The 18,514-nt window shown below is 39.6% G+C and carries 16 protein-coding genes and 1 other RNA gene; 16 read left to right on the top strand and 1 reads right to left on the bottom strand.

Going from position 1 to position 18,514, the window contains the following annotated elements; genetic code table 11:
* Nucleotides 1-6 precede the first annotated feature (6 nt).
* From aspS to pstA, 6 genes are all read left to right on the top strand, one after another.
* Nucleotides 7-1,785, top strand: coding sequence for an aspartate--tRNA ligase (aspS, locus tag LAV82_RS04845; protein WP_499715696.1), 1,779 nt, complete (start codon nucleotides 7-9; stop codon nucleotides 1,783-1,785).
* A 118-nt stretch (nucleotides 1,786-1,903) separates the two neighbouring features.
* Nucleotides 1,904-2,085, top strand: a non-coding RNA gene (gene ssrS, locus LAV82_RS04840) — 6S RNA.
* 162 nt (nucleotides 2,086-2,247) lie between these two features.
* Nucleotides 2,248-3,012, top strand: a complete 765-nt coding sequence (locus LAV82_RS04835; RefSeq protein ID WP_013059302.1) for a tRNA threonylcarbamoyladenosine dehydratase — start codon at nucleotides 2,248-2,250, stop codon at nucleotides 3,010-3,012.
* A 423-nt stretch (nucleotides 3,013-3,435) separates the two neighbouring features.
* Complete coding sequence (locus LAV82_RS04830) at nucleotides 3,436-4,320, top strand: phosphate ABC transporter substrate-binding protein PstS family protein (RefSeq protein ID WP_057233358.1); 885 nt, start codon at nucleotides 3,436-3,438, stop codon at nucleotides 4,318-4,320.
* Between the two features lie 124 nt (nucleotides 4,321-4,444).
* Nucleotides 4,445-5,332 carry a phosphate ABC transporter permease subunit PstC gene (gene pstC, locus LAV82_RS04825; RefSeq protein WP_057233360.1) on the top strand — a complete coding sequence of 296 codons (888 nt, stop codon included), beginning with the start codon at nucleotides 4,445-4,447 and terminating at the stop codon, nucleotides 5,330-5,332.
* The gene (gene pstA / locus LAV82_RS04820) at nucleotides 5,329-6,258 is read left to right on the top strand and encodes a phosphate ABC transporter permease PstA (protein WP_211077262.1); all 930 of its coding nucleotides are present in this window, start codon (nucleotides 5,329-5,331) and stop codon (nucleotides 6,256-6,258) included. Before pstC ends, pstA begins: the two co-directional genes overlap by 4 nt.
* A 46-nt stretch (nucleotides 6,259-6,304) precedes the next feature.
* Here the strand turns inward: pstA and LAV82_RS04815 are convergent, their stop codons facing one another.
* Nucleotides 6,305-7,582, bottom strand: coding sequence for a replication-associated recombination protein A (locus tag LAV82_RS04815; protein WP_057233364.1), 1,278 nt, complete (start codon nucleotides 7,580-7,582; stop codon nucleotides 6,305-6,307).
* A gap of 226 nt (nucleotides 7,583-7,808) precedes the next feature.
* Here LAV82_RS04815 and cymR point away from each other — a divergent pair, with 226 nt between their 5' ends.
* From cymR to alaS, 10 genes are all read left to right on the top strand, one after another.
* Nucleotides 7,809-8,225: a cysteine metabolism transcriptional regulator CymR gene (cymR, locus tag LAV82_RS04810; RefSeq protein WP_013059297.1), complete on the top strand. Its 417-nt coding sequence runs from the start codon at nucleotides 7,809-7,811 to the stop codon at nucleotides 8,223-8,225.
* 23 nt (nucleotides 8,226-8,248) lie between these two features.
* Nucleotides 8,249-9,391 carry a cysteine desulfurase family protein gene (locus tag LAV82_RS04805; protein ID WP_025750574.1) on the top strand — a complete coding sequence of 381 codons (1,143 nt, stop codon included), beginning with the start codon at nucleotides 8,249-8,251 and terminating at the stop codon, nucleotides 9,389-9,391.
* A gap of 106 nt (nucleotides 9,392-9,497) precedes the next feature.
* On the top strand, nucleotides 9,498-10,610 hold the full coding sequence (gene mnmA, locus LAV82_RS04800) for a tRNA 2-thiouridine(34) synthase MnmA (protein WP_057233366.1): 1,113 nt from the start codon (nucleotides 9,498-9,500) through the stop codon (nucleotides 10,608-10,610).
* Between the two features lie 157 nt (nucleotides 10,611-10,767).
* Nucleotides 10,768-11,427, top strand: a complete 660-nt coding sequence (locus LAV82_RS04795; RefSeq protein ID WP_499715695.1) for a tetratricopeptide repeat protein — start codon at nucleotides 10,768-10,770, stop codon at nucleotides 11,425-11,427.
* Nucleotides 11,428-11,451: 24 nt separating this feature from the next.
* Nucleotides 11,452-13,809, top strand: a complete 2,358-nt coding sequence (gene recD2, locus LAV82_RS04790; protein WP_499715694.1) for an SF1B family DNA helicase RecD2 — start codon at nucleotides 11,452-11,454, stop codon at nucleotides 13,807-13,809.
* A gap of 141 nt (nucleotides 13,810-13,950) precedes the next feature.
* Nucleotides 13,951-14,142 carry a YrzR-like zinc ribbon domain gene (locus LAV82_RS04785; RefSeq protein WP_013059292.1) on the top strand — a complete coding sequence of 64 codons (192 nt, stop codon included), beginning with the start codon at nucleotides 13,951-13,953 and terminating at the stop codon, nucleotides 14,140-14,142.
* A 25-nt stretch (nucleotides 14,143-14,167) separates the two neighbouring features.
* Nucleotides 14,168-14,302, top strand: coding sequence for a YrzQ family protein (locus LAV82_RS04780; protein WP_013059291.1), 135 nt, complete (start codon nucleotides 14,168-14,170; stop codon nucleotides 14,300-14,302).
* Nucleotides 14,303-14,416: 114 nt separating this feature from the next.
* Complete coding sequence (locus tag LAV82_RS04775; RefSeq protein WP_057233371.1) at nucleotides 14,417-15,478, top strand: AI-2E family transporter; 1,062 nt, start codon at nucleotides 14,417-14,419, stop codon at nucleotides 15,476-15,478.
* A gap of 63 nt (nucleotides 15,479-15,541) precedes the next feature.
* Nucleotides 15,542-15,676: a hypothetical protein gene (locus tag LAV82_RS04770; protein ID WP_255219740.1), complete on the top strand. Its 135-nt coding sequence runs from the start codon at nucleotides 15,542-15,544 to the stop codon at nucleotides 15,674-15,676.
* A 190-nt stretch (nucleotides 15,677-15,866) separates the two neighbouring features.
* Entirely contained in the window at nucleotides 15,867-18,500 is a 2,634-nt protein-coding gene (gene alaS, locus LAV82_RS04765; protein ID WP_499715693.1) for an alanine--tRNA ligase, read from the top strand.
* Nucleotides 18,501-18,514 lie beyond the last annotated feature (14 nt).

The raw sequence follows: 18,514 nt of genomic DNA, 5'->3' as shown, positions 1-18,514 counted from the left end.
ACCATGATGACAAAACGTTCATACTACTGTGGAGATGTAACAGAACAAGCAACTGGCGAAACAATTCTATTAAAAGGATGGGTTCAAAAACGCCGTGATTTAGGGGGATTAATCTTTATTGACTTACGCGACCGCGGCGGAGTTGTACAGGTTGTATTTAATCCTGAAAAATCTGCTGAAGCGCTAAAAATTGCTGAAGATGTACGTAATGAATTCGTACTGGAAGTGCAAGGAACTGTTGTAGCTCGTGAAGAGGGAACCGTTAACCCGAACTTAAAAACAGGTAAAATTGAAGTTCACGCTGAGCAGATTACGGTATTAAACAAAGCCAAAACACCTCCTTTTGCTATTGCGGATCAAACGGAAGTATCAGAAGATGTTCGATTAAAATATCGTTATTTAGACCTTCGACGTTCTGAGATGTTTAACACGCTTAAAATGCGCAATGACATTACAAAAACAATTCGTGACTTCTTAGATCAAAATGACTTTTTAGATGTTGAAACACCTATTCTAACGAAAAGTACGCCAGAAGGCGCGCGTGATTATCTTGTGCCAAGCCGCGTGCACGAAGGGGAGTTTTATGCTCTTCCTCAATCGCCGCAAATCTTTAAGCAGCTGCTAATGGTAAGCGGAGTTGAGCGTTATTATCAAATTGCTCGCTGCTTCCGCGATGAAGACTTGCGTGCAGATCGTCAGCCTGAATTTACTCAAATCGATATTGAGACATCATTTTTATCTCAAGAGGACATCATGACAATGACGGAAGAAATGATGTCTAAAGTAATGAAGCGTGTAAAAGATTTAGATGTAACGACGCCTTTCCCGCGCATGTCATATGATGAAGCGATGAGTCGCTACGGTTCAGATAAGCCGGATACACGTTTTGAAATGGAGCTAGTCAACTTATCAGAGCTTGTGAAAGACTGCGGGTTCAAAGTATTTAGCGCAGCAGTTGAAAACGGCGGAGAAGTAAAAGCAATTAACGTAAAAGGTGCCGCTTCTAGCTATTCACGTAAAGATATCGATGCTCTAACAGAGTTCGTGAAAATTTACGGTGCTAAAGGGTTAGCATGGCTGAAAGTTGAAGCTGACGGCTTAAAAGGACCGATTGCAAAATTCTTCAATGAAGATGAGCAAAAGCAATTTGCTGAAGCTCTTCAAACGGAAGAAGGAGATTTACTTTTATTTGTAGCTGATAAAAAGTCAGTTGTAGCAGATGCACTTGGCGCTCTTCGTCTAAAGCTTGCAAAAGAACAAGGAATTATTGATGAAACGAAATTTAACTTCCTATGGGTAACAGATTGGCCTCTTCTTGAGCATGACGAAGAAGACAACCGTTACTACGCGGCTCATCATCCATTCACAATGCCAGTTCGTGAAGATTTACCAATGTTAGAAAGCGATCCTGGACAAGTCCGTGCACAAGCATATGACTTAGTATTGAATGGTTACGAACTTGGCGGAGGATCTTTACGTATTTACGAGCGTGATATTCAAGAAAAAATGTTTAAAACGCTTGGATTTACATTAGAAGAAGCATATGAGCAGTTCGGTTTCTTACTTGAAGCATTTGAATACGGTACTCCTCCTCACGGCGGAATTGCGTTAGGTCTTGACCGTTTGGTCATGCTTCTAGCAGGACGCACAAACTTGCGTGATACAATTGCCTTCCCTAAAACAGCAAGTGCAAGCTGTCTATTAACAAACGCACCTAGTGAAGTAAGTGAAGCGCAATTAGACGAGCTGCATTTGCAGGTAAAAAAGCAAAAAACAGAAGCGTAATCGATTGAACCGTCCGTTAAATCGAGCCTGTCACTGGAACGTGACAGGCTCGATTTTTTTGTTTTACTTATTAATTGCAAAGTGATTTTTTCTGTGATAAGATACTTTCAAGAACTAAATAGTCCTGATGTGTTCGTCCTTAATCCAGTTTTGACCGAACAATTTTTTGCTTGGGAGCTCGGAGTTTTTAACGAGCGTACATGCCTCATCTCGAGGACTTACAATGGTTAAAGCAGAGCACCCACCTGCCGAGAGCGGGTTCAAAACGAAGGCACTCGAGACGGCACGATCGGGACTAGCATACATATAAGAAATCCTCTATGTAATTATTTGCATAGAGTTTTTTTATGGATAAATAACGAATGCTCATGTTCGTTTTGCTAAAAATATGGTATAGTCAATTTCGTTGTTTATTTGAATTAATCATACACGTTGGTGTATTTAATAGAGGAGTGTTTTAACATGTTGCATCAGTTTTCGCGTAATGAGCTGGCGATAGGAAAAGAAGGGCTAGCTACTTTAAAAGGCAGCACAGTTGCTATTTTAGGGATAGGGGGAGTAGGGTCATTTTCTGCTGAGGCTTTGGCTAGGTCAGGAGTAGGGCGTTTAATTCTTGTAGATAAAGACGATGTTGATATTACCAATGTAAATCGTCAAATTCACGCGCTGCTTTCTACGGTAGGTCAGCCCAAGACAGAATTAATGAAAAAGCGTATTTTAGATATTAACCCAGACTGTGACGTCGTTTCTCTTCAAATGTTTTATACGGAAGAAACATATGAAGAGTTCTTTAGTTATAAACCGGACTTCGTAGTGGATGCATCCGATACGATTTCGTATAAAATTCATTTAATGAAAGAATGTTTAAAACGTGATATTCCAATTATTTCAAGTATGGGTGCTGCGAATAAAATGGATCCAACACGTTTTAAAATTGCAGACATTTCAAAGACACATACAGATCCAATTGCAAAAGTAGTTCGTACTCGTCTGCGTAAAGAAGGAATTCGCAAAGGAATTAACGTCGTTTTTTCTGATGAACGTCCAATCGTTATTCGCGAAGAAGTTCGCAAAGAAGTAGGAAACGATCAAGCGCAAATTCGCAAAGCGAAAATGCCTCCATCTTCTAATGCTTTTGTTCCATCTGTAGCAGGATTAATTATGGGCGGTCATGTTATCAATGAATTATTAAGTGATATTAAGATTCGTCGCGTAGGTGATGAATAAAAAGAAGGCCATTGTAGCCTTCTTTTTTTTTATGGAAATATCTGTTCTATTTATGCTTTGGATGGAATCTTCTATGTGATATGTATAAAAAGTACTAATAAATTGAAAAATATGGACTGATGGTGAATTTACACTGTATTAAAAAAAGAGATTTATGTAAATTTATTTAACGCTTTATTTACATAAAATTTACGTTTTCGCTTTCTTTCTTCTGTATCTTATACAGTAACATTCAGAAAGCCTTATATATCAAGGGTTTTGATAGAAATAAGAAAAAATAAACCCCAAATAAATAAGTTTACAGTAACTTAAAATTCACTTCATATAAAGACAACAATCTACTCGTATAATGTGTCTTGTACCTGTTGTTCGAGTACAAAGGACTAGTACTAATTACACATACATTTATTGGAGGGTAATGCAATGAAAACAAAGAGTTTTAAAGTAACATTAGCAGCTTTTTTAATGGTGGGAGCACTAGCAGCATGTGGTAAAGAGGGAGCAAGCAACGACAGTGGTTCGGGCAGCAAAGAAGAAGTGTCAGGTACGTTAACAGCGGCGGGATCTACAGCTTTACAACCACTTGCAGAAGAAGCTGCGAATGGAATTACTGAAAAATATCCAAACCTTTCAGTAACGGTACAAGGTGGAGGTAGTGGAACTGGTGTTAACCAAGTAGCATCAGGAGCAGTTGATATTGGAAACTCTGACGTTCCAGCAGCCGATAAAATTGAAGATAAATCAAAAGCAGATAAACTTGTCGATACGAAAGTAGCGGGCATTGGGTTCGCACTTGTTGTAAATAAAGATGTAAAAGTAGAATCGTTAACAAAAGAGCAAATTCAAAAGATTTTCTCTGGTGAAATTAAAAACTGGAAAGAAGTTGGCGGAAACGACGAAAAAATTAACGTAATCAACCGTCCAGCATCATCTGGTACACGTGCTACATTTGAGAAAACATTAATGGGTGACGCAAAAGTAAATGACAGCGTTGGTACAGCTCAAGATTCAAACGGAGCGGTTGAGCAATCAGTAAACTCAACGCCAGGAGCAGTAAGTTACCTTGCTATGTCGTATTTAATCGGCGATAAAAAAGAAAGTTTAAAAATGCTTAATATTGATGGTGTGGAGCCAACAACAGAAAATATTGTTTCTAAAAAATATCCGTTCTGGTCTTATGAGTACATGATTACAAACGGTGAGCCAAAAGATGGTGCAAAAGAGTACATTGACTACGTAGCTGGTAAAGACTTTGCTAAGCAAGTAGAAGATATGGGATATATCCCAATGAATGAGTTCAAAAAATAAGAGTGTTTTTAAAAAGAATAGGGCTGACTAACACAGTCAGTCTTATTCTATTTGAATGTTAATAAAGTATATAGCGAATAAAAAGAAAAGCGAATATATACTGAATATGTAAGGAGACAGAGCGATGAAGGGGAAAAAATCCATCAATTATGTAAAAAGCGAATACATTGGCCGTACGCTTTCTACATTTTGCGGTATTTTAATTGTACTTGTTACGTTAGCTATTATCGTATTTATTTGTGAAAAAGGCATACAGTCATTTTTACAAAGTAATATATCAATCGGTGAAATGTTGACTTCAACAAAATGGAGCCCAAACAATAAAGAATACGGGGCACTTGTGTTTATTCTGGGTTCCATGCTTGTATCAATCGGAGCCGTTATTATAAGTGCTCCAATTGGAATTGCTATCGCCATTTTTAACAACTATATTTCGCCTAAATTTGGTTCAACGGTTTTACGACCGGTTTTAGAACTTTTAGTCGGAGTTCCTTCAGTGGTATACGGTCTTTTAGGGGTTACAATTTTAGTGCCGCTTCTTCGCGATAACTTCGGCGGAGTGGGCTTTAGTTTGATTGCCGGAATTATTGTATTAAGCGTCATGGTTCTTCCGACAATTGCAAGTATTGCTGACGATGCAGTTCGAAGCGTAGCACCTGAATATTTAGAAGCTTCTTATGGATTAGGTTCAACAAGATGGCAGGCAATCAGCCGAGTCATTATTCCATCTGCTAAAACAGGTATTTTAACAGGTATCGTGTTAGGGCTTGCTCGCGCATTTGGAGAAGCGCTAGCTGTTCAAATGGTTATCGGAAACACGGTTAAGCTTCCTGAAAGCTTATATAGCCCAACGGCAACATTAACGGGTATTTTAACAATGGATATGTCTAATACGTTAAACGGAACGGCATGGAATAACGCACTGTGGACGTTAGCCATGATTTTACTGCTTATTTCTTTCGTGTTCATTTTAATTATCCGAGCAATTGGGAAAAGAGGTGCACATCAATGAGAAACAAAAATGCACGCACAGTAAATAATATATGGACAGGTATTTTTTATGGCATTGCCGCTCTAGTTGTGGCGCTATTAGTGTATTTAGTTGTTGAAATTATTGCTAAAGGCTGGGGATTTTGGAATCCGAACTTTTTATTTGGAAAGCCGAGCAATACGATGGCAGGAGGCGGTATCGGACCGCAGCTGTTTAACTCGTTCTACATGCTTGTTTTAACGCTGATCATTTCTATTCCTCTTGGTTTAGGAGCCGGAATTTATTTAGCGGAGTACGCGAAGCAAGGTCGTTTTTTAAATTTCGTCCGCTTATGTATTGAGACAATGGCGTCATTACCGTCCATTGTAGTTGGTTTATTTGGATTATTAATTTTTGTCACATTTTCCGGCTGGGGCTATACGCTTATCGGCGGAGCACTCGTGATTACGATTTTGAATTTACCGGGTTTAACGCGCGTATGTGAAAGTGCGATTGCATCTGTTCCTGCGAGTGTAAAAGAAGCAAGTTTAGGTTTAGGTGCGACTAAATGGCAAACAATTGTCAAAGTCGTCATTCCATCAGCGATTCAACAAATTATCACAGGCGTTATTTTAACAGCGGGACGAATCTTTGGAGAGGCAGCTGCGTTGATTTATACGGCTGGCCTAACGACGCCGATGTTAAATTCAAATGCTGACTTAACGAGTCCTGTAAACCCGTTTAATATTTTTCGACCAGCAGAGACGCTTGCCGTCCACATTTGGAAATTAAACTCTGAAGGAATCGTACCTGATGCAAGATTGATTGCAACAAAGTCAGCTGCTATTCTAATCATTATGGTTCTGTTGTTTAACGTAGTCGCTCGTTTAGTAGCAAAACTTCTAGACAGCTACTTTAAAGGTTCAACAAAAACGAAAAAACGAAAAGACGTTAAAAGTGCAGCTTAATAGATAAAGACAAAAAAGAAAATGGCTTTGAAACTGAGCAACAGTTTCAGCCATTTTCTTTTTTTAATGTCTCTAAACGATTGAAAACTTTTGAAAAGTATTTTTCTTGTCCATTTTGTTTAGGATGAAAATATTGTTTGTTTTTGATGCGATCCGGTAAATACTGTTGAGGGACCCATCCGTTATCAAAATCATGCGGGTATTGATATTCAACGCCTCGGCCAAGGTTCTCTGCTCCTTTGTAATGAGCATCCTTCAAATGAGGGGGAACGTCGCCGGACAGCCCTTTTTTAATATCACTTATCGCTTCATCTAATGCTTTGTAAGCAGCGTTGGACTTCGGTGATAGGCAAAGCTCAATAACCGCGTTTGCAAGCGGGATACGTGCTTCTGGGAGTCCTAACCGCTCAGTTGCTTGAATAGCTGCTAGAGTTCTCATGCCAGCATCCGGATCAGCTAGTCCAATGTCTTCATAGGCAATGACTAAAAGGCGACGATTGATGCTGATCAAGTCTCCTGCTTCAAGTAGCCGTCCCAAATAGTGAAGAGCGGCATTTACGTCGCTGCCGCGAATCGATTTTTGAAAAGCCGATAATACATCATAGTGAGCGTCACCATTTTTATCATGTGAAAAATATTTTTGCTGCAGACATTCTTCTGCCGTTTGTAAGGTAATAACGATTTTACCATCGCTTTCACTTGTTGATAAAACAGCCAGTTCCAGAGCATTCAAAGCCGAGCGTACGTCACCGTTACAGCTGTTGGCAAAGTGGTTCATGGCGTCATCTTCTACGATGATTTTTCTATCCCCAAATCCGTTGGATGAGTCGTTGAGTGCTCTTGTTAGCGCCATTTTGATATCATCTGGCGTAAGAGATTTTAATTCGAAGATTTGGCATCTGCTTCGAATAGCAGGATTAATCGCGTGATAAGGATTGCTTGTTGTCGCTCCGATTAGAATGATCATGCCGTTTTCTAAATAAGGAAGCAAAAAGTCTTGCTTGGCTTTGTCAAGGCGATGAACTTCATCTAACAGCAGAATTACTTTGCCTGACATTTTGGCTTCTTCGGCGACAATTTCCATATCTTTTTTATTGTTTACAACGGCATTTAACTGACGAAACGCCGTGTTGGTTGTTTTTGCAATAGCTGTGGCAATTGTTGTTTTTCCAACGCCTGGAGGCCCATATAAAATCATCGAGCTTAAGTGATTTGCTTTTACCATTCGATAAATCATTTTATCTTTGCCAACTAAATGCTGCTGCCCGATAACGTCATCTAAATGAGTCGGACGCATTCGAAATGCGAGAGGTTTTGTAGCCATGTTTTTCTCCTTTCTTTTCTTTCACTGTATCACAAGAGGTGAATAGGTGGTGGAAATTTATCTTATAGGCATAGTATGTTATAATATCAACAGTTGCATTTGCAAGAAACGCGTATAGAGAAGTTCATATAGCTTAGTAAAAAACGACTCATCACAGCATTCAGTGACAACGTGAGAGTCTTATTTTTTTCATAAATAAAAAAAGTGTATTGAAGGAGTGTATCGTATGAAAATTTCAACAAAAGGACGCTACGGTTTAACGATTATGATTGAGCTTGCGAAGCGCTTTGGCGAAGGTCCCATCTCGCTTAAAACTATTGCTCAAACGCATGACTTATCTGAACATTATTTAGAGCAGCTTATTTCACCGCTGCGTAACGCTGGGCTTGTAAAAAGCGTGCGCGGAGCTTATGGAGGTTACATCTTAGCACATGAACCTGCTAACATTACTTCTGGCGATATTATTTCTGTTTTAGAAGGTCCTATTAGTCCTGTAGAAGGAATTGAAGATGAAGAGCCTGCAAAACGCGAGCTGTGGATTCGTATTCGAGATGCAGTTAAAGAAGTGCTAGATAGTACAACGCTTGAAGATTTAGCAAATCATTCTGATGATGATCAAGCGTCTTATATGTTTTATATTTAATAATGAGCTAGGAGGCGTTTATTTTGGAACGTATTTATGTTGATCATGCAGCAACGTCTCCAATACATCCAGCAGTCGTTGAGAAAATGACGACTTTTATGCATGAGTACTTTGGAAATCCGTCTAGTATTCATCACTACGGGCGGGAAAGTCGACGCTATTTAGACGAAGCTCGCCAAACGATTGCAGCAAGTATTGGAGCACACGAAAATGAACTGATTTTTACAAGTGGTGGGACAGAAGCAGATAATATGGCACTGATCGGAGTCGCTCTTGCAAACCGCCATAAAGGAAATCATATTATTACCACGCAAATTGAACACCACGCTGTGCTTCATACGTGTGAATATTTAGAAACACAGGGTTTTGAAGTGACGTATTTGCCAGTTAACGAGTACGGACAAGTATCTGTGGATGAAATAAAATCAGCCCTAACGGATCAAACAATTCTTGTGTCGGTGATGTTTGGAAATAATGAAGTAGGTGCTATTCAGCCAATTGGAGAAATTGGAGTTCTATTAAAAGAGCATGGAGCATATTTCCACACGGATGCAGTGCAAGCTTATGGATTAATTCCGTTAAATGTGCAACAATTAGGTGTCGATCTTTTATCCGTTTCGGCTCATAAAATTAACGGACCAAAAGGGATGGGCTTTTTGTATGCAGCTGCTCACGTTTCACTGTCTCCTTTGCTATTTGGAGGAGAACAAGAGCGCAAACGACGAGCTGGAACTGAGAACATGACAAGTATCGTCGGGTTTGAAGAAGCTGTGAAAATTTCGCAACAAACGCTGCAAACACGTGCAGATGAATATAGAAGATACAAAGAAATAATGGTAGCTGTGTTGAAAGAAGAAGGTATTTCATTTGAAATTAACGGACATCTTGAAAATTCTCTGCCACATGTGTTAAATTTATCATTTCCAAAAACAAATGTTGAATCGATGCTCGTAAATTTAGACTTAGCAGGAATTGCGGCATCGAGCGGTTCAGCTTGCACAGCGGGAGCAATCGATCCTTCTCATGTGCTTGTTGCTATGTTTGGAAAAGGTTCTGAACGTTTAACAACTTCTATTCGATTTAGCTTTGGCCTAGGAAACTCAGCTGAGCAAATTGAAAAAACCGCACGTCAAACAGCAAACATCGTTAAGCGACTAACGATGTAAATAGCAGCCATCAGTAGGGTCTTCATCCCTCACTGATGGTTTGTGTCGTTTCTTTCGCTTTTTAGCGAACAATTTAATTAAAATGAAGAAAACGGAGGTGGCGAAGTTGACAAAATCACCTAAAGATACACGTGTAGTAGTCGGAATGAGCGGAGGCGTTGATTCATCTGTAGCAGCTCTTTTATTAAAACAACAAGGATACGATGTGATCGGAATCTTTATGAAAAACTGGGACGATACGGATGAAAACGGCGTTTGTACTGCGACTGAAGATTATAACGATGTTATTCGCGTATGTAATCAAATTGGTATTCCCTACTATGCAGTCAACTTTGAAAAACAATATTGGGATAAAGTATTTACCTACTTTTTAGATGAATATAAAGCAGGTCGTACACCGAATCCTGATGTAATGTGTAATAAAGAAATTAAATTCAAAGCCTTTTTAGAGCATGCAATGACGTTAGGAGCAGACTATCTAGCGACAGGACATTATGCACGCGTTGCGTACCGCGACGGGGAGTATAAAATGCTTCGAGGCGTAGATGGAAATAAAGATCAAACGTATTTCTTAAATCAATTAGGACAAGATCAGCTGTCCAAAGTAATGTTCCCGATTGGTGAAATTGAGAAATCAAAAGTGCGTGAAATTGCGAAAGAAGCAGGCCTTGCTACAGCAACGAAAAAAGACAGCACAGGTATTTGCTTTATTGGTGAACGCAACTTCAAAGAATTTCTAAGTCAGTATCTTCCTGCTCAGCCAGGTGTGATGCAAACGCTTGACGGCGAAGTGAAAGGCAAGCACGACGGTCTCATGTACTATACGATTGGCCAACGCCATGGTTTAGGTATTGGAGGCAGCGGTGAACCTTGGTTTGTAGTCGGAAAAGATTTAGAAAAAAATGTTTTGTACGTCGATCAAGGCTTTCACAATGAGCTACTCTATTCTACATCTCTTACAGCAACCAATGTCGGCTGGGTAAGCGACCGTGACTGGTCGTCACCAATGACGTGCACAGCAAAATTCCGCTATCGTCAAACCGATTCAGCAGTAACCGTTGAAAAAGTCGATGATCATACAATTAAAGTTATTTTTGCTGAACCTGTTCGCGCAATTACACCAGGTCAAGCAGTTGTGTTTTACAAAGATGATGAATGTCTTGGCGGAGCAACAATTGACAAAGTATTTCAAGAAGAAGAGCAAATCTGGTATGTATAATTCATATAAGCAAGAACGAAAAACCTCGGCCGTATATAGCTGAGGTTTTTCTATGATATACTTTACTTATTGGGTAAACTAATAACTTACATATTCTAGATTTTCATGATGTGAAAATCTTTTAAATCATAACTAAAACAGTGGAGTGAACGAAAAAATGACAGATAAAAATCAGCTAGGAATTCAGTATATGCAGGAAGGGAAATTTGAAGAGGCTGCTAAAACATTTTCAGAAGCAATTGAAGATAATCCAAAAGATCCAATTGTGTATGTGAATTTTGGTAATTTGTTAGCGGCTGTTAGTGAGATGGATCGTGCTTTGAAATTTTATGAACGTGCGATTGAATTAGATGAAGAAACGGCAACAGCGTATTACGGAGCAGGAAATATTTATTTTAATGCAGAGCAGCTTGAGCAGGCAAAGCACTACTTTGATTTAGCAATCAAAAAAGGATTAGATTCATCTGATGCGTACTTTATGCTTGGTTTAACGCTGTTTCATATGGAAGAAATTCGTTTTGCGATGCCTTATCTTCAGCGGGCGGTAGAACTAAACGAACATGACGTAGAAGCAAAATTTCAGTACGGTCTTTGTTTAGCACAGCTCGAAATGGTAGATGAAGCGATTGCTGAATTTCTTAAGGTAGTAAATCAAGAGCCAGAACATGCCGATGCTTTTTATAATTTAGGCGTAGCGTATGCTATGAAAGATGACAAAGACAAGGCGATTGAGATGTTAGATGAAGCTTTAAACGTGCAGTCAGATCACGTAATGGCAGAAAATGCCAAACGAGTTCTGTCTACATTAGAACATTAAGAAAGCGGGTAAAGGAAGGATAACATGAACGAAGAACAAGTGAACCCTTCACAGCCAGAACGTCATTATATAAGCGGCACGTCGATTGTAACGGTCTTTCATAACGAAGAAAACTTATATAACGTTACGCGGATACGGATCAAAAAAACAAATTTAGAGATTGAAGATAAAGAAACGGTCGTCACAGGTTATTTTCCTAAGCTCAATGAAGATGAAGTATACACGTTTTATGGAGACTTCAAAGAGCATCCAAAGTTTGGTCTGCAATTTCATGTTGAACAGTTTAAAAAAGAACTTCCGCAATCAAGGCAAGGGGTTGTTCAGTACCTGTCTAGCGATTTATTTCACGGAATCGGTAAAAAAACCGCTGAAAACATTGTGGACGCTTTAGGAGAACGTGCTATTTTTCGTATTTTGCAAAATGAGTCTGTGCTAAAAGAGGTTCCGAGGCTTTCAGCCGACAAGGCAGAAGCTTTAGTCACGCAGCTTCGTGAACATCAAGGGTTAGAAGAAGTAATGGTAAAGCTGACAGACCTCGGGTTTGGACCGCAGCTTTCGATGAAGATTTTCCAAGCGTACAAACAAGAAGCGCTTGAAATTGTTCAAAATAATCCTTATCAGCTCGTAGAAGATATTCAAGGTATTGGTTTTAGCAGGGCCGATGAACTTGGAAAGAGGCTTGGTATGGCAACCAATCATCCTGATCGTTTGCGTGCAGGTATTTTATATGTCATTGAGCAAGAATGCAATCAAATGGGACATGTATACGTCACGGCAGATCAGCTGTATGGAAAAACAGCAGAGCTTCTTCGAAAAAGCAGGCATGAGAATCTGTCTGAAATGGATCTTACAAGAGAAGTGGATGCATTAAAAGCAGACAAAAAGCTTATCATTCAAGACGAAAAAATTTATTTTCCTCCCCTTTTCTATGCTGAAAAAGGGCTGGTTAAAGCTATTCAAAAAATTATGGCTCAAACGCAGTACGAAGAGCAGTTTCCAGAATCAGAATTCTTATTGGCTCTGGGTGAACTAGAAGAGCGATTAGATGTGCAATATGCACCGTCTCAGCGCAAGGGCATACAAACCGCTTTAATGTCTCCAATGCTTCTTTTAACAGGTGGACCAGGTACAGGGAAAACAACGGTTATTAAAGGAATAGTCGAACTCTATGCAGAACTTCACGGATGTTCGTTAAATCCAGGGGATTATAAAAAAGATGAAGCTTTTCCTGTTTTACTTGTGGCACCTACTGGACGCGCTGCTAAACGAATGAGCGAAGCGACGGGACTTCCAGCAGTTACGATTCACAGATTATTAAAATGGAACGGACAAGAAGGATTTGATCATAATGAGGAGAATCCAATTGACGGAAAATTACTGATTGTGGATGAAGTATCAATGGTAGATTTGTGGCTTGCTCATCAGCTGTTTAAATCTCTTCCTGCTAATTTACAGGTTATTTTAGTTGGAGACGAAGATCAGCTTCCTTCAGTAGGTCCGGGACAGGTGTTAAAAGATTTACTGAGTTCAGAAGTAGTTCCTACCGTCCGTCTGACAGATGTATACCGGCAAGCGGAAGGATCGTCAATTATTGATTTGGCTCATGAAATAAAAAAAGGAAAGCTTCCGGAAGACTTAGCGAGGCAGCAAGGAGATCGTTCCTTTATTCGTTGTCAAGGACAGCACATCACGAACGTCGTGCAACAAGTTTGCGGGAATGCATTAAAAAAAGGCTATACGGCTAAAGATATTCAAGTTCTAGCTCCTATGTATAAAGGTCCTGCAGGGATTGATAAACTGAATGAAGTTCTTCAGGAATTATTTAACCCGGCTTCTGAGCAAAGAAGAGAGCTTAAGCACGGAGATATTACGTACCGAGTCGGAGATAAAGTGCTGCAGCTTGTAAATCAGCCGGATAGCAACGTATTTAACGGAGATATGGGAGAAATCGTCTCGGTTTTCTTTGCAAAAGAAAATACGGAAAAACAGGATATGCTGGTTATTTCATATGAAGGAAATGAAGTAACTTACACAAAGCAAGACTTTAATCAAATAACTCATGCATACTGCTGTTCCATTCATAAATCACAGGGAAGTGAATTTCCCATTGTTGTGCTTCCAATTGTCAAAAGCTATTACCGGATGCTGCGACGCAATTTACTTTATACCGCCGTTACGCGAAGCAAACAGTTTTTAATTTTATGCGGCGAAGACGAAGCGTTTCAGCTTGGAGTCAGCCGAAATGAAGACAGCGTTCGCCAAACGAATTTACAGCCCTTGCTTCGAGAAAGCTTGGATAACGACATAGAAGATTCCGAAATTCCATTTATGAAAGATGCAAATATTGGGATGGAAAACGTTACGCCGTATGATTTCATGTAACCTTTCGCATGCTAACAAAGAGTTAAATAAACTCCTTTGTTGCCATCCTTCTTTGCTAATTGTCAGAAAATAAAGTATGGACATGGAAAGAAGTGGACATAATGCGTTTATATAAGTAGAACGTATAAAGAGGTGTCGACTTTGTTTAAATGTCCAAACTGTAAAAGTATTGACGTTGGCAAAATTGGTGTAAATCAGTATTACTGCTGGAATTGTTTTATTGAAATGACTATTTCAAAAGGACAAATTAATACTCACCAAGTAGAAGAAGATGGAACATTGAGCTCGCTTGATGATTTGTTCTCAGACGACGAGCGCACAATCAATTTCTAATTCTTTTTTACCGGGAGGAAGAGCAATGGGCAGAATCATTCCGTCAGTAGTCGCTTTCGGTCTTGGAGCTTATGCATTTAAAATGGCAGATGATCGAGAGATGTTTACAAAAAGAAATATGAAAAAAATGCGTAAACGTATGATGAAAGCTATTCACTAATAAAAAAAGCACTATTGCACTGAGCTGCAATAGTGCTTTTTTGCAGACAGAAGAGACAACTGCATGTATAAACTCCTTTCTTTATCAAAAAATAGAAGAGAGGAGGAGTTTACGTTGAAAGATAGTTCATTCAAATGGTTCTATAGATTCGGACTGCTGTTATTAGCGCTGCTGTGCATATTAGTCTTTTTTAAAGTCCAGTTTTTATGGCTTCCTGTTATTTACATGTTTTTAAAAGCACTGCTGCCTTTTTTTATTGCAGCATTCATTACATATTTACTTCATCCGCTTATTGAAAAAACGCATGATAAAGGCGTGCCTCGTCCTCTAGCTATTTTACTGATCTACATCATCTTTTTTGGAGGAATCGGGTTTGGAGCCTATAAGTCGTACCCTATTTTTGTGGAACAAGTAAAAGATTTAAACGAACAGCTGCCTCATTTTACGAATACATATAGACATTGGGTAGAATCGATTCATGATCGTACAACTTCACTTCCAAACGGTGTACATGAGAAAATTGAAGGCAGCATTGATGATGTAGAGGCTACGCTCACCGTGTGGCTTACAAAAGTGGCGGAAGGATTAAAGTCATTGATTACCTCTTTTTTGATTTTAATCATTATTCCATTTATTGTTTTTTATATGCTGAAGGATTTTTCCTCTATTAAGAAAGCAACAGCTTATGTCACACCTGAAAAGTGGCACAAACCAGGCGAACGTTTTTTATCGGATGTGAATGAATCGCTCGGCAATTACATTAGAGGGCAATTTTTTGTTTGTCTCATTATTGGTGTGATTGCAACAGCAGCACTGTGGTTTTTTCATGTACCTTATGCACTTCTTTTAGGCTTCATTATTGGCGTAACGAATATCATTCCTTATTTTGGCCCGATTATTGGTGCGGTTCCAGCGGCTATTATTGCAGCCACAATCTCGATAAAGTTGGTTATTACCATTGTCATTATAATCTTTGTGCTGCAGTTTCTAGAGGGAAATGTGCTGTCTCCGCTTATCGTAGGAAAGAGTCTTCATATTCATCCTTTGTTTATCATGCTTGCGCTCCTTTTGGGAGGAGAATTTGGAGGAGTATTGGGTCTCATTTTGGCTGTGCCAATTTTAGCAGTCATTAAAATATCTATTTTGCATATCCGCTCTTATACGCTCAAACATTGACAAAGAGCGGTTAATTTGTCATAATATCGCCATAAGAAAACGCTACATATTTTGAACACAATGATGGATCGAGTACGTTGCACACTGGTTTTTAGAGAAGGGCTTCCTTGGCTGAAAGAAGCGCTAAACAAAGAGCAGCTGAACGCTAGTCCAGAGTGCAGGCTAAAACCTGCCGTGTCAGCAACGTTAACGCTATGAAGGTGATAAATGCTTTTGGCATTTATAATCAGGGTGGTACCGCGAGTTCAACTCTCGTCCCTGCTACAGGGATGAGAGTTTTTTTGTGTGCAAATAACTAGCAATTGCTTTTGTACACAGAGAAAATAGATGCTTTTATGTCATCATTTTTTTGTCTATAAATAAGAAGAGTATTAAAGGAGGACCAATCATGAAAAAACTGACGTCAGCACAAGTTCGTCAAATGTATTTAGATTTCTTTAAAGAAAAAGGCCATGATGTAGAACCAAGCGCATCTTTAGTTCCGCATGAAGATCCATCTTTATTATGGATTAACAGTGGAGTAGCTACATTAAAAAAATATTTTGATGGTCGTGTTATTCCTCAAAATCCGCGTATTTGTAACGCACAAAAATCCATTCGTACAAACGATATTGAAAACGTAGGTAAAACGGCTCGCCATCATACGTTTTTTGAAATGCTTGGTAATTTCTCTATCGGTGATTATTTCAAAGAAGAAGCAATCCAATGGGCATGGGAATTCTTAACGAGCGATAAATGGATTGGATTCGACGCAGATAAACTATCTGTAACAGTTCACCCTGAAGATGAAGAAGCATTTAAGATTTGGAATGAAAAAATGGGCGTGCCTAAAGAGCGCATCATTCGTTTAGAAGGTAATTTCTGGGATATAGGAGAAGGTCCGAGTGGTCCAAATACAGAGATCTTTTATGATCGCGGAGAAGCATATGGAAGTGACCTAACTGATCCGGAATTATATCCAGGTGGAGAAAATGAGCGTTATTTAGAAATTTGGAACCTTGTATTTTCTCAATTTAACCACAATCCTGATGGCACGTACACGCCGCTTCCAAAGAAAAACATCGATACGGGAATGGGCTTAGAACGTATGGTTTCTGTTATTCAAGACGTGCAAACAAACTTTGATACAGATTTGTTTATGCCAATTATTGAAGCAACAGAAAACATTTCAGGCGCTAAATATCGTACAAATGATGAGCAAGATACGGCATTTAAAGTCATTGCTGACCATATTCGTACGGTAACATTTGCTGTAGGTGATGGTGCGCTCCCTTCAAATGAAGGCCGTGGGTATGTGCTGCGCCGTTTGTTACGCCGAGCAGTTCGCTATGCTAAAAAGTTAAATATTAATCGTCCGTTCATGTACGAGCTAGTGCCGGTAGTAGGTGAAATCATGGTTGATTTCTATCCGGAAGTAAAGGAAAAAACGGATTTTATCCAGCGCGTAGTAAAAAATGAAGAAGAGCGTTTTCACGAAACGTTAAATGACGGACTAGCTATTTTGGCAACCGTTATTAAAAAAGAAAAAGCGCAAAACAGTGATACGGTACAAGGCGAAGATGTTTTCCGTTTATATGACACGTATGGATTCCCTGTTGAATTAACGGAAGAATATGCAGAAGATGAGAACATGAAAATTGATCATGCAGGTTTTGAACGTGAAATGGAAGCACAGCGTAAGCGTGCGCGTGCTGCTCGTCAAGATTCTAGTTCTATGCAAGTTCAAGGCGGCGTACTTGGTGAAGTAACCGTTGCAAGTGAGTTTGTTGGCTATGATAAAAATGAAGTAGAAACAGTTGTTGAAGCAATTATTGTAGACGGTGAGCTTGTTGACCGCGCTGAAGCTGGAACAGAAGCGCAAGTCATCTTAAGCCACACGCCATTCTACGCAGAAAGCGGCGGTCAAATTGCGGACCAAGGTACAATCCAGAGTGCTTCAGGAACAGCGGAAGTAAAAGACGTTCAAAAAGCGCCAAACGGCCAAAATGTCCAAACGGTAGCTGTAACAAACGGTGAGCTTGTAAAAGGTGAAACATACACGGCGACGCTTGATGAAGAAAACCGCAGTGCGATTGTGAAAAACCATACGGCAACGCATTTATTGCATCAAGCATTAAAAGATACGTTAGGAACGCATGTTAATCAAGCGGGTTCTTTAGTAACAGCGGATCGCTTGCGCTTTGACTTCTCTCACTTTGGTCAAGTGACACAAGAAGAGCTTGAGAAAATTGAACAAATCGTTAATGAAAAGATTTGGGACAGCATCTCTGTACAAATTGAAAACAAAGCAATTGACGAAGCAAAAGCGATGGGTGCAATGGCGTTATTTGGTGAGAAATACGGAGATATCGTGCGCGTAGTACAAGTAGGCGACTACAGCTTAGAATTATGTGGTGGATGTCACGTGCCAAATACATCTGTTATCGGTTTATTTAAAATTGTATCAGAATCGGGAATCGGTGCAGGTACTCGACGCATTGAAGCTGTAACTGGAAAAGCTGCCTATCAGTTAATGAACGATCAAGTAGGCTTACTAAAAGAAGCTGCGGCAAAAGTAAAATCCAACCCGCGTGATTTAGTAGGGCGCGTTGAAGGGTTACTAGAAGAAATTCGTAATCTTCAGCGTGAAAATGATTCACTATCTACAAAGCTTGGCAATATTGAAGCTGGCAATCTCGTTGACCGCGTACAAAACATTAATGGTGTGAATGTACTAGCAGCAAAAGTGAATGCAACGGATATGAATAACCTTCGCGCAATGGTTGACGATTTAAAACAAAAATTAGAATCCGCTGTGATCGTATTAGCTTCTCCACAAGGTGAAAAGGTAAATATTATTGCAGGTGTAACAAAAGATTTAATTGCTAAAGGCCATCACGCTGGCAAACTTGTTAAAGAAGTAGCGACGATTTGCGGCGGAGGCGGAGGCGGACGCCCTGACATGGCGCAAGCTGGAGGAAAAGACGCTAGCCAAATTGAAAAAGCACTTGGCACTGTAGAAGAATGGGTTAAATCCGTTTAATTCTCCTCTTTCTT

The organism is Bacillus sp. ILBB4 (assembly GCF_035064545.1).
Classification (GTDB): Bacteria; Bacillota; Bacilli; order Bacillales; family Bacillaceae_H; genus Priestia.
This window is presented reverse-complemented; position numbering and strand designations above follow the sequence as displayed.

Coding starts and splice junctions, on each gene's coding strand:
- aspS (WP_499715696.1), top strand. CDS start 7: ATGACAAAACGTTCATACTACTGTGGAGATGTAACAGAACAAGCAACT.
- LAV82_RS04835 (WP_013059302.1), top strand. CDS start 2,248: ATGTTGCATCAGTTTTCGCGTAATGAGCTGGCGATAGGAAAAGAAGGG.
- LAV82_RS04830 (WP_057233358.1), top strand. CDS start 3,436: ATGAAAACAAAGAGTTTTAAAGTAACATTAGCAGCTTTTTTAATGGTG.
- pstC (WP_057233360.1), top strand. CDS start 4,445: ATGAAGGGGAAAAAATCCATCAATTATGTAAAAAGCGAATACATTGGC.
- pstA (WP_211077262.1), top strand. CDS start 5,329: ATGAGAAACAAAAATGCACGCACAGTAAATAATATATGGACAGGTATT.
- LAV82_RS04815 (WP_057233364.1), bottom strand. CDS start 7,582: ATGGCTACAAAACCTCTCGCATTTCGAATGCGTCCGACTCATTTAGAT.
- cymR (WP_013059297.1), top strand. CDS start 7,809: ATGAAAATTTCAACAAAAGGACGCTACGGTTTAACGATTATGATTGAG.
- LAV82_RS04795 (WP_499715695.1), top strand. CDS start 10,768: ATGACAGATAAAAATCAGCTAGGAATTCAGTATATGCAGGAAGGGAAA.
- recD2 (WP_499715694.1), top strand. CDS start 11,452: ATGAACGAAGAACAAGTGAACCCTTCACAGCCAGAACGTCATTATATA.
- LAV82_RS04780 (WP_013059291.1), top strand. CDS start 14,168: ATGGGCAGAATCATTCCGTCAGTAGTCGCTTTCGGTCTTGGAGCTTAT.
- LAV82_RS04770 (WP_255219740.1), top strand. CDS start 15,542: ATGGATCGAGTACGTTGCACACTGGTTTTTAGAGAAGGGCTTCCTTGG.
- alaS (WP_499715693.1), top strand. CDS start 15,867: ATGAAAAAACTGACGTCAGCACAAGTTCGTCAAATGTATTTAGATTTC.